An 11,631-nucleotide genomic window follows, 5' to 3' on the forward strand; every position below is an offset into this window, starting at 1 on the left:
ACTGATATTTATCATATTAAACCAGTCGTATAATAGCTACCTTTAGTTTGTATTCATTAAATTATAAAATCATGAAGACCTTACAAACCATAGAAAACCAAATTATAAGATTGACGACGAGTATTGAGGTTAATTATCCCGAATTATACAAAACCTTAGATGAAAGTCCTATTACTGTTCCTTCATCAGCGCATCCAGATATGACGGTAACTATTATGGAAGAGTATCTAGAAACGCTGAAGCAAATGCTTAAACAATACACCAAAACTCATAACAAACAATAACTGTAATTAGGTGCTTAAATCAATTTTTAATGATAGACTTAAAAGTCATAAACGAGTGGATTAACACGAATCCCTTATGGGTTAGTATTATTAAATTTATAATTATACTAGCTCTTATTTTAATTGCGATTCACTGGATAAGACGGTATTTAAAAAAGAAAATATCGAGTACTGCAATCCGTTACAAAGCTCAAAAAGGAATTGAGCTCGTTGGCTATGCGCTCTTATTTTTTTTAGCTATCGTTTATTTCTCTGGCTCCATTAAAGACTTCTCTATCATTATTGGTTTATTTACTGCAGGATTGGCTTTTACCTTACAAGAATTGATTCTTAGTATTGCAGGTTCAATTTATATCTTTCTCGTCAAAGTCTATAAGCCTGGAGATCGCATTGAGATTAACGGGATTAAAGGAGATGTGATTGATGTAGATAGTATTTATACTACTATGATGGAAATTGGTCAATGGGTAAGTAGCGATAATTATAGCGGACGCATTGTAAAATTGAGTAACGCGTTTGTCTTTAAAGGCCCTATTTATAATTACTCTCAAGATTTTCCATTTATATGGGATGAGTTTAATTTGCCTATTCGTTATGATTCTGATATTGAATTAGCAAAATCAATTATCATTACAATAGCTTCTGAAACACTTTCTGAATACACAACAAACTCAAAGACCCAATGGGAGGCCGTGGTTAATAAATTTTATATTGAAGATGCTCAAGTAGATCCTACATTAGCGATTTCATTGACTGATAACTGGATTCAATTCAATTTGAGATACATCGTGGATTTTAAAAAACGACGCCTCACAAAACATATATTGAATGAAAAAATTCTGACGGAAATTGAAAAAACCAACGGTAAAATTATATTAGCCTCTACTACTGTTGAATTAATTAAGATTCCCGATTTAAAAATTAAACGGGATGATGCTATAAAATCATGAAAATCCCTTTAGAATTATTCTTAAACCTAAAATTGATGACAAAACTGAAAAAATTAAACGCTATGAAATCTCTATATCTTTTCATCTTCATCTTACTGTTTTCAAATTGTAAAAATGATAAGCAAGAAGACAGCAATAGCAATAGCGATGTTTTTGAAGTTGTTATGCCAGCAGTTGTGGATACATTAAGATTTGATGATTCTGAGATAGAAACATTTAACAAGTCCATTGCAATTGAACTTAAACAAAAGCAACTGATTGAGAAAAAAGATGAAAGTGATGAACTCCAAGAATTAATCATCGATAAAACTTATAGTGTTGAAAAGACTGATTACACCATGAATTTTAAATATCCTTTACTAAACACCTCTTTTAAAACTACGCATAGCAATTTCAACGATTTTATTAATGACTATTATATCAACATTTCAAAAACAGAGCAAGATATATTAGAAAGCAAATTGTTATGCGATAGTATTGAAGCCAAAACGTTTAGAGAAGAACGCTATATAGATTATAAAATTTATAATCTTAACGATCAACTGATAAGCGTGTTGTTTTACAAAGAAAATTTTTATTCTGGTGCCGTACATCCTAGCTATTCTTTTGATGGATTTAATTTTGATTTAAACCGAGGAGTATTTATGACTTACGAGGATTTTTTTAATCAAGATTCAGAACCGGAATTAGTAGTCATTCTTAACGAAAATATCACTAAGAAAATAGGAAAAGGGGATTTATATTACGAATGTTGGGAGCTTTCAACAGATGATTTCATTGCAAATAAAAACAACTTTGTACTTAATCAAACTTATGTTGAATTCTATTTTGATGATTGTGTGGTTTGTCCATCATATACAGGCACCTATTCTATAGAAGTTCCGTTAGTAGATTTACAATCTGTTTTAAAGAAGTATGAAACAAATCCGTTGGTGTTTTAACTAAGGGTAATACAATTAAAATCAAACCAATACAAAACTTTATATGATATTCATACTATTTCTTGAAGAGGGAAAGTATTAAAAATAAAAAACCCACAACATAAGTTATGGGTTTTTTTTGCGGAGAAAGAGGGATTCGAACCCCCGGAGGTGTGACCCTCAACAGTTTTCAAGACTGCCGCATTCGACCACTCTGCCATTTCTCCAAGTGTCTCATCAGGTATTCCCTGAATGCGGGTGCAAATATAAAATCCTTTTTGTTCTACACAAAGGTTTTTGCATAGTTTTTTTAAAAAAATTTAATTGATAGATTTAACCATCAGTATTGCAAGATTTAAGAAAGCATTGTACATTCGATGTCTTAATGGCATAAAGCAAATTTCACACCTAAATAATAACGTTATGAAGCCTCTTATAGTTCTATTTATATTCCTTTTTTCATTACAAAGTAATGCACAGAATACAACCATTGCAGCTGGCGAAAAACTTGTTTTTAGCGCATCTTATAATATGTCAGGCCTATTAACCGATATTGCTGAAGTCAAAATGGAAACTAGTGAGGTTACAACATCCAAAAGTACATTGCTACGCTTAAAATGTACAGCAACATCTTATAAAGATTGGGATGATTTTTTTAAAATCAGAGATTTGTATGAAAGCTATGTAAATCCTAAAACATTAACACCTTATTTATATAAGCGAGATATTAATGAAGGAGGTTACTATAAATTTATGCAGTATAAGTACAAACACTCCTCAAAACTTGTATCAAGTCTAAAACGAAAGAAAAATAGTGATGATACCTTTAGGGAAGAAAATAAAACGGTAAAAATCGGTGCTTCGACTAAAGATATAATTAGTACACTATACAGTATAAGAAACTTAGATATTCACAAAGCTAAGCCTGGCGATCAACAAGAGTTTTCAATTTTATTTGATAATAAAGAAATAATCTTAATCGTAAAATATATTAGTAAAGAAACAATTCAAACCAAAATAGGTAGTAAGGAATGTTATAAATTAGCTATAGCTTTAAAGGACCATAATTTATTAAAAGGGGACAATTCTAATCTCTTATGGCTAACCGCCGATGCAAACAAAATTCCTGTTTATGCTAAATTTAAAATTCCTATAGGTAATGGCGAATTAAATATTCTTTCTGCAACGGGTTTAAAAAATTAAAAGAAAATGAAAAAAGCAATCATCATTTTAGGTTTTATTTGCGCAATAGTTGCTGTTATAATCTCAGTAACACCTTTATATAACTTAGCATTTGCACCAATTATAGTTGCGTTCTTGAGTGGTTTATTTCTAATTTATTTGTCAAAAAATGAGTCGTCCAAACCTAAAACTATTCAATATATATTTTTACTCGTTATTATTTCTTTGAGCTTAACAATATATAAAGGTGTTGTCAATACTGCAGAAGTAGGTGATACAGAACAATTAGAGCAAAGAGATGAAGAAAACCTTGAAGATTCAAAAGAAATTCTTGAAGATCTTGAAATTGATGAAGACTTTTAAAAATTTCTAAGAAAAATTTTCAGCAAATTGTCTTATTTTTGCTGAAATCAATTAGTTACATGAAAGTATTTTATGCTTCTGTTCTGCTTTTTGTTGGTTCTTGTGCCACAATTAGACATAGTGAGAAAATTAATAACCTCAAAAACAGCATTTCTTTTAAAGATAAAACTGTTGTTACATCGTATTTAAATACCATTACATCCGAAGAATTAAAAACGCATGTCGTAGAAGTCTCTTCAGATAAGTATAATGGTAGGAAGACAGGAGAAGAAGGTCATAATTTAGTATGCAATTACATCAGAGCACAGTACAAAACGGATAGTATTAGTGCCCCAAAATCTAATCCTGATTATTTTCAAATGGTGCCCAAAGAGAATTTACCGGATAATTTAAATGATTCACAAAACGTTATAGCCTATATTGAAGGATCTATATTTCCAGACGAATATGTTTATATTACTGCTCATTCAGATCACGAAGGCATTAAAAACGGTGAAATTTATAATGGGGCCGATGACAATGGTTCTGGTACTGCTGCCGTTTTAGAAATTGCAGAGGCTTTTATACAAGCGACCAAAGATGGTCATCCTCCTAAACGAAGCATTGTTTTTCTTCATGTTACAGCAGAAGAAGTTGGTTTATATGGTTCTAGATTCTATACAGAATACCCAATATTTCCTTTGGAAAACGCAGTAGCTACTTTAAATATAGATATGATTGGTCGTATTGACAAAAGACATAACGACAATGAAAACTACATCTATCTCATTGGATCAGATAGAATGAGCTCTGAACTCTATTATATTGCAGAACAAGCGAACACGACGTTTACCGATCTTCATCTCGATTATAAATATAATGAGGATAGCGATCCTAATAAATATTATTATCGGTCAGACCACTACAATTTTGCATTAAAAGACATCCCTGTCATTTTCTTTTTTAATGGTGAACACGAAGATTATACAAAACCCACAGATACTGCAGAAAAAATTAATTATCCGTTATTAGCAAAGCGCACCAAATTAATATTTGCTACAGCTTGGTATTTAGCCAATTCTGACACACGACTAAAGAAAGAAATTATCTGATGTTAAAATTTGTTAAAAGAAACTAGACCAAACATAAAGCCTATTCTATTTTTGTAATTTTAAAGCTAATTTTATTTGAAGGTATCATTGAAATTACCTTCCTTTCACACTAACTATCCAATAACTTTCTTTACATGAAAAAATCGCTACTATTAGGTGTTGCATTCGCAATAGTAACAAGTTGTGGCACCTCTTCAAAAAGCAGTGCAAACACAACTCAAACGAATATATCAGAACAAATAGATCCTTCTGTATATGCTTCTACAATAACTTCGGCTGAATTAAAAACCATGTTATACAAGTACGCTTCAGATGAATTTGAAGGTAGAGATACAGGTGCAAAAGGACAAAAAATGGCTGTAGAGTACTTAAAGCAGAAGTATATTGATATGAACATCCCTACTCCATTAGGTGGTGATGATTATTTTCAAGAAGTGCCATTAGAAAAACAGAAGGTTGCTAAAGCTAAATTAACCGTTAACGGAGATGTTTTTAAGAGTTTCGAAGATCAGATTGTTTTAATGGTTTCTAATGATGTTGATACGACTATAAAGAATATCGTTTACGTAGGTTACGGTATCGACGATGAGAACTATTCAGATTATAAAACTATTGATGTTAAAGGAAAATATGTTCTTGCTAAATCAGGAGAGCCTAAAGACACTGGAGGTAATTTTGTTACTTCTGGTACAACCGACGCTACAAAATGGACTAATGGACGTCAATCCTTATCTAGTAAACGAGAAGCTGCCATAGCCAATGGAGCTCTAGGACTCATTTATATGGATGGTGATTTATTTTCAAGATATTCTAATTTTTATCAACGTCAAGCAGAATCAGGAGTAGCAGGTCGTTTGTCCTTAAAAACCAATGACAACGGACTTATTATGCTCATGATAAATGAAACCTTAGGTAAAGCGCTACATGCGTCAATTATTGAAGAATCTACTCCTAAAGAAATAGAAACAAATGTTACCTTAGAGATTGAAAACAAATCTGAATCAATCACTTCAGAGAATGTTGTAGCCTATATAAAAGGTTCTGAAAGGCCAGATGAAATCGTTGTGTTATCAGCTCATTTAGATCACGAAGGCATAAAAAATGGAGAAATTTATAACGGCGCAGACGACGATGGTTCTGGCACTGTAGCGATTTTAGAAATTGCACAGGCTTTTAAAGCCGCAGAAAAAGCAGGACATGGACCAAAACGCTCTATTTTATTTTTACACGTTACCGGCGAAGAAAAAGGGCTTTTAGGATCGAGACACTACACCGATAATGACCCCATTTTTCCTTTGGAAGATACCGTAGCCGACCTAAATATTGATATGATTGGAAGAACCGATCCTGAGCGTACTATTGGAACAAGAAATTATGTATATTTAATAGGTAGTGATAAACTTAGTACCGATTTACATAACCTATCTGAAGATGTAAATAGCAAGTATACAAATTTGGAATTGGATTATAAATTCAATGCTGAAGATGATCCTAATCGTTTTTATTACAGATCGGATCATTACAACTTTGCTAAAAATAATATTCCGGTTATATTTTATTTTAATGGCACTCACGCTGATTACCATAAACCTTCTGATACACCAGATAAAATTGAATATGATTTATTAGAAACCAGAGCAAAACTCGTTTTCTACACAGCCTGGGAAGTGGCTAATAGAGACCAACGACTAGTGGTTGATAAAGCAGTTACGGAATAAATAAACGCCACCAAATACAAAAAAAGGTCCTTCATCTAATTGGGGGACCTTTTTTACTTTTAAGTATATAAACAAAGTTCCTCTGTTGAGAGAAGCTTCGTAATTTGGGTAGAAGACCAGGTTTAGTTCAACTGCACTCAGTATAAACCTCTCACCCTATTTTAAATCATTATATTTCATTGTACAAAAAAAGCTTCTCTTTTCAGAGAAGCTTTGTATTCTGGGTGGAAGACCGGGTTCGAACCGGCGACTTTCGGTACCACAAACCGACGCTCTAACCAGCTGAGCTACAACCACCATTTTAAATTGGATTGCAAAGATAATTTATTTGTTATCTCTTGCAAATAGTTTTTGAAATTATTTTAAATCAAATAACGATTCTACTGCTACAAATCGCTCAACAGTATAACCCTCAGCATGTTCCACACCAATTAATCTCCCTAAATTTCTTGCGCGGTAATCAACGCTGTCTGTGAAATTCTTGCTAGAAATCGGAGTTTCAGGCTCTTTACTATTGGGATCAAAAAATTGGGTTTGATAAGCTAAGACAGATGCTACCTTCTTATCCATAAAACCAGAGACGTCTACAACGACATCTGGTTCAATATCTTTCCATTGTATATAATGATAAACGACTTTAGGTCTCCATTGTGCTTGTGATTGATTGTCATCACCATAAAAGGTTTCAATTTTTTTTAAGCCACTTAAAAAACAAGCATCACTCACTAATTGACTTCCTTTTGGGTGATCAATATGTCTATCGTCAATGGCATTACAAATAACTATTTCGGGTTGGTAAAAGCGAATCATCTTTATAATTTCGAGTTGATGCGTTTTATCATTCATAAAGAAACCATCCGCAAACCGCATATTAATTCTAGAATGAACCCCTAAAATTTTAGCCGCATTGAAAGCTTCTTCATCACGTGTTTCAGCTGTTCCTCTTGTTCCTAGTTCTCCTCTCGTTAAATCTATAATTCCTACTTTCTTTCCTTTTGAAACTTCTTTTGCTAATGTTGCACCGCAGCCTAATTCAACATCGTCTGGATGTGCACCAATAGCTAGTATATCTAATTTAATCTGCATATGTATAGTATTTAAATAAGGTCAAAGAACATCAAAATCGTCTTTATATTCTGACAGACAATCTCAATTAGAGATGTTTTATGCTCATTTTATTCATTTCTAGATATCAAAAATATTAAAAAGAAGATAGAATATCACGTTCTTTTTAATTCGCAAACGGTTTCGATTGAATTAATCCATTTTTTATTCAAAAATGAGTAGTCATAATTGAAAAATCCTCAATACTTCCAAAGTATGACTTTCGTCATAAAAAACACCCTATATAGACTATAACTTTACAGTATCAAAAAATGATAAAGTCCTTATGACCTTAATGTTACCTGAAATAATTATTACGACTCCTCTATTTAATATGAGACAATTTATAACAGGCAGTATTGCAATTAACGTCTTTTTTAATTTACTTTTTTTAGGACTATTAAACGAAAAAATCATACTAAATAATAGTGCCATTAAAATGGCCATATTAAAAAACAATTTGGAATTAAAAACTATTTAAATCATGGAAACGTTATTAAACAATTCAATTATGAAAACTAGAGACCTAACAAAGTACGGACTGAAAGACACCAAAGCCCATTGGAATCTTTCACCTGAAGAATTACAACGTATTACTGTTGAAAAAGGCATGGGGAAAGAAACAGCTAATGGTACACTTGCTGTCAATACAGGTAAATATACTGGACGTTCACCTCAAGACCGTTTTATAGTAAAAGACGATTACACAGCAAATAAAGTATGGTGGGGTAAAACCAATAAAGCTATTTCTCCTGATAATTTTGATAAATTACAAGAAGAAATCACCAAATATCTAAGCAACAAAGAAATCTATGTTAGAGATGCTTACGTTTGTGCTGATCCTGAATACAAAACCAATGTTAGAACGGTTACTGAATTACCATGGTCAAACATGTTTACTTACAATATGTTTTTAAGATCTGATGAATCTGAATTAGAAAATTTTAAAGAAGATTGGTTAGTACTTTGTGCGCCAGGCTATGAAGCACCAGATCCAAAAGCTGTTGGTTTACGCCAAGGAAACTTCTCTATCTTAAACTTTACTAAGAAAATTGCTTTAGTCGGAGGTTCTGCTTATACAGGTGAAATTAAAAAAGGAATTTTCTCTTCATTAAACTTTATTCTTCCTGTTGAAAGAGATGTTTTACCAATGCACTGTTCAGCCAATGTTGGTGAAGATGGTGATACTGCTATTTTCTTTGGATTATCAGGAACTGGAAAAACAACGTTATCTGCCGACCCTAAACGTAAGTTAATTGGTGATGATGAACACGGTTGGACAGCAGAAAACAACATCTTTAATTTTGAAGGGGGTTGTTATGCAAAAGTTATTGACTTATCAGAAGAAAAAGAACCAGACATTTTTAGAGCGGTTAGACCAGGTGCTATCTTAGAGAACGTCGTTTTTAAAGACAACGGTGAAGTTGATTATTTAGACAGTAGTATTACACAAAATACACGTGTAAGTTACCCTATTTATCATATTGATAATATTCAGGAACCATCTTATGCTGGTAACCCAAAAAATATTTTCTTCTTAACTGCAGATGCATTTGGTGTATTACCTCCAGTGTCTAAGTTAACACCAGGACAAGCAGCTTACCACTTTATTTCTGGTTACACCGCTAAAGTAGCAGGTACAGAAGCAGGTATTACTGAACCAGTTCCATCATTCTCTGCATGTTTTGGTGAACCATTTATGCCATTACACCCAACAGTTTATGCTGAGATGTTAAGTAAAAAAATGCAAGATGCAGGTGTAAATGTTTGGTTAATAAATACAGGCTGGAGTGCAGGACCTTACGGAGTGGGATCTCGTATAAAATTAAAATATACAAGAGCTATGATTACCGCTATTTTAGATGGACAATTAGACAATGTTGAATTTGAGCAACATCCAATCTTCGGATTATTTATGCCAAAATCATGTCCTAATGTTCCTCAAGAGATACTAGACCCAATGAATACATGGGAAAATAAAGCGCAATACATCAGCAAATCCATTCAATTAGCACATTCATTCCACTTGAATTTTGAAAAATTTGCAAGCGAAGCTTCAGAACAAATTATTGAAGGAGGTCCATTAATTGATGAGCACCATCATTTACACGATCACATTTAATATTTCCATGACTGAAAAAGAGCCCTAATTAGGGCTCTTTTTTTATTCACATACATATGAAAACCCTCTTATCTATTATTCTCATTTTGCTTTTAACGCAAACTCAACTAACTGCCCAAAATACAGCTGAAGATTATTTAGGGGCTTGGTATACTTTGGGTATTAACCATAAATTTACGGAACACTTCAGTATCACTCCTTATGCAGAATTACATCTTTATGAAACCGCTTCAAATTATAATTTAACCTTTGCTAGTCTTTCAGGAAATTATCATTTTAAACCTAACCAAACTATAAGTATTGCTTACGCTTTTTTAGATATTGATAGCGTTATAGATGAAGACAACCAACCCAACACCAAAGAAAACCGCATCTATGAGCAATATAGTTACCTACACAAAACAGGAAGGTTTAGTATTCAACATCGTTTTAGATTGGAGCAGCGCTTTTTAAAATTAGCAGACCAACATAACATGCAGAATAGATTGCGTTATCGATTGGGTCTAGAATATCCAATTAACACGACTTTATTTTTAGCTTTAAAAGATGAGCCGTTTGTAAACTTTCAGGATCAAGTATTTCATGAAAATCGTTTTTTTATAGGAGTCGGAATCCATATCTTAAAAAACACGCAACTTGAAGTTGATTACTTTAAGCATCACATTAATAAAAACAATCTTAATCGTATACAGATAAGTATCACTATCAACACTAACTCAAAACCACCTAAGACTATTTCAACGCCTTTATAGCCTGATTAATATCGCGTTTTAAATCCTTAGTTTCTTCTATCCCCACTGAAAAACGAATTAATTGATTGGTGATTCCAACAGCATCACGCTCGTCTTGTGTGAGTAAAGCATGCGAAGTTAAATATGGAGATAGCATGGTGCTTTCTACTCCCGCTAAACTCATAGATGATTTAATCAATTTTAATTGTTTTTGAAACTGAAGTGCATCTATATCGTCCGTTAATTCAAAAGATAGCATCGCACCAAATCCACGCATTTGAGATTTAGCTAATTTATAATCGGGATGCGACTTTAAACCTGGATAGTATACTTTAGAAACTTTAGGATGCTTCTCTAACCATTTGGCCAACTTCATGGCATTTTTAGTTTGTGCTTTTACACGCAAGCCTAAAGTTTTCATGCTACGTTCTAACATCCAAACCGTCATATCACTTAGGTTTCCTCCTAGATTTTTACCAACATTCCAAATACGTTCTATATGTTCATTAGAACTTGCCACAGCACCAGCTAAAATATCACTATGACCACCAAAATATTTTGTAGCAGAATGCATCACCATATCAATACCTAAGTCCATTGGGTTCTGATTTACAGGTGAAGCAAACGTATTATCGATTGACGTTAATATACCTTTCGATTTTCCCAGTTGAGCAATGGCATTTATATCTGTAATTGTTAATAATGGGTTTGAAGGTGTTTCAATATGAATCAATTTTGTATTGGGTTGAATTGCAGCTTCAAAATCCTCAACGTTATAACCATTGGTAAAGGTGTACTCAATGCCGTATTTTGGAAATTCTTCTTTAATAAAATTTAAGGTACCACCATACAAGGTGTTTTGAACCACTAAATGATCGCCTTGTTTTAAAAATGCTAAAAACATGGTGCTTATTGCCGCCATACCCGAACCGAAAATCAATGCAGCGTCCGTGTGTTCTAAAGCGGCAATTTTTTTAGATAAATGTTCTTGATTTGGCGTGTTAAAATAACGCGGGTATCGTTTTACATCAACATCTAAAAACTCGTAAGACGAGCTTAAATACATTGGCGACACGGCACCTTTAAATTGTTCATCTTTTACTTCGCCAATATGTGTACAAATGGTATTTAAACCTAAATTTTTATTGCTCATAATAGAATTTTAA

At 32.9% G+C, this 11,631-nt stretch carries 11 protein-coding genes and 2 tRNA genes; 9 read left to right on the forward strand and 4 right to left on the reverse strand.

The window, feature by feature from the left end; all coding sequences use genetic code 11:
- The first annotated feature begins 71 nt into the window (after positions 1-71).
- The 3 genes from KO515_RS10345 to KO515_RS10355 are packed head-to-tail and all read left to right on the forward strand — an operon-like array spanning position 72 to position 2,175.
- Positions 72-284, forward strand: coding sequence for a hypothetical protein (locus KO515_RS10345; RefSeq protein ID WP_215936290.1), 213 nt, complete (start codon positions 72-74; stop codon positions 282-284).
- Positions 285-313: 29 nt separating this feature from the next.
- Entirely contained in the window at positions 314-1,234 is a 921-nt protein-coding gene (locus KO515_RS10350) for a mechanosensitive ion channel family protein (protein ID WP_215936291.1), read from the forward strand.
- A 35-nt stretch (positions 1,235-1,269) separates the two neighbouring features.
- A complete protein-coding gene (locus KO515_RS10355) occupies positions 1,270-2,175 on the forward strand; it encodes an RsiV family protein (protein ID WP_215936292.1) in 906 nt (301 codons plus the stop codon).
- Between the two features lie 121 nt (positions 2,176-2,296).
- Here the strand turns inward: KO515_RS10355 and KO515_RS10360 are convergent.
- Positions 2,297-2,381, reverse strand: a tRNA-Ser gene (locus KO515_RS10360).
- Between the two features lie 97 nt (positions 2,382-2,478).
- Between KO515_RS10360 and KO515_RS10365 the strand changes: the two genes are divergently transcribed.
- The 4 genes from KO515_RS10365 to KO515_RS10380 all read left to right on the forward strand — a co-directional run bounded on the left by KO515_RS10365 (position 2,479) and on the right by KO515_RS10380 (position 6,508).
- Positions 2,479-3,357 (forward strand): DUF3108 domain-containing protein, encoded by an 879-nt coding sequence (locus KO515_RS10365; protein WP_252723840.1) that lies wholly within the window; start codon positions 2,479-2,481, stop codon positions 3,355-3,357.
- 6 nt (positions 3,358-3,363) lie between these two features.
- Positions 3,364-3,699, forward strand: a complete 336-nt coding sequence (locus KO515_RS10370) for an FUSC family protein (protein WP_215936293.1) — start codon at positions 3,364-3,366, stop codon at positions 3,697-3,699.
- Positions 3,700-3,758: 59 nt separating this feature from the next.
- On the forward strand, positions 3,759-4,790 hold the full coding sequence (locus tag KO515_RS10375) for a M28 family metallopeptidase (protein ID WP_215936294.1): 1,032 nt from the start codon (positions 3,759-3,761) through the stop codon (positions 4,788-4,790).
- Between the two features lie 134 nt (positions 4,791-4,924).
- Entirely contained in the window at positions 4,925-6,508 is a 1,584-nt protein-coding gene (locus KO515_RS10380) for a M28 family peptidase (protein ID WP_215936295.1), read from the forward strand.
- Positions 6,509-6,730: 222 nt separating this feature from the next.
- On the opposite strand, the gene KO515_RS10385 is transcribed toward KO515_RS10380, so the two are convergent.
- Positions 6,731-6,806: transfer RNA gene (locus KO515_RS10385), tRNA-His, on the reverse strand.
- A 59-nt stretch (positions 6,807-6,865) separates the two neighbouring features.
- On the reverse strand, positions 6,866-7,588 hold the full coding sequence (gene bshB1 / locus KO515_RS10390; protein WP_215936346.1) for a bacillithiol biosynthesis deacetylase BshB1: 723 nt from the start codon (positions 7,586-7,588) through the stop codon (positions 6,866-6,868).
- A 535-nt stretch (positions 7,589-8,123) separates the two neighbouring features.
- Here bshB1 and pckA point away from each other — a divergent pair.
- Together pckA and KO515_RS10405 are read left to right on the forward strand one after the other, a co-directional pair.
- Positions 8,124-9,734 (forward strand): phosphoenolpyruvate carboxykinase (ATP), encoded by a 1,611-nt coding sequence (pckA, locus tag KO515_RS10400; RefSeq protein WP_252723842.1) that lies wholly within the window; start codon positions 8,124-8,126, stop codon positions 9,732-9,734.
- A 56-nt stretch (positions 9,735-9,790) separates the two neighbouring features.
- Positions 9,791-10,486 carry a DUF2490 domain-containing protein gene (locus KO515_RS10405; protein WP_215936298.1) on the forward strand — a complete coding sequence of 232 codons (696 nt, stop codon included), beginning with the start codon at positions 9,791-9,793 and terminating at the stop codon, positions 10,484-10,486.
- On the opposite strand, the gene KO515_RS10410 is transcribed toward KO515_RS10405, so the two are convergent.
- Entirely contained in the window at positions 10,467-11,618 is a 1,152-nt protein-coding gene (locus tag KO515_RS10410) for a trans-sulfuration enzyme family protein (RefSeq protein WP_215936299.1), read from the reverse strand. The two genes, KO515_RS10405 and KO515_RS10410, sit on opposite strands and share 20 nt — an antisense overlap.
- Positions 11,619-11,631 lie beyond the last annotated feature (13 nt).

The sequence above is a fragment of the Winogradskyella psychrotolerans genome (assembly GCF_018860545.1).
GTDB classification, from domain to species: domain Bacteria; phylum Bacteroidota; class Bacteroidia; order Flavobacteriales; family Flavobacteriaceae; genus Winogradskyella; species Winogradskyella psychrotolerans_A.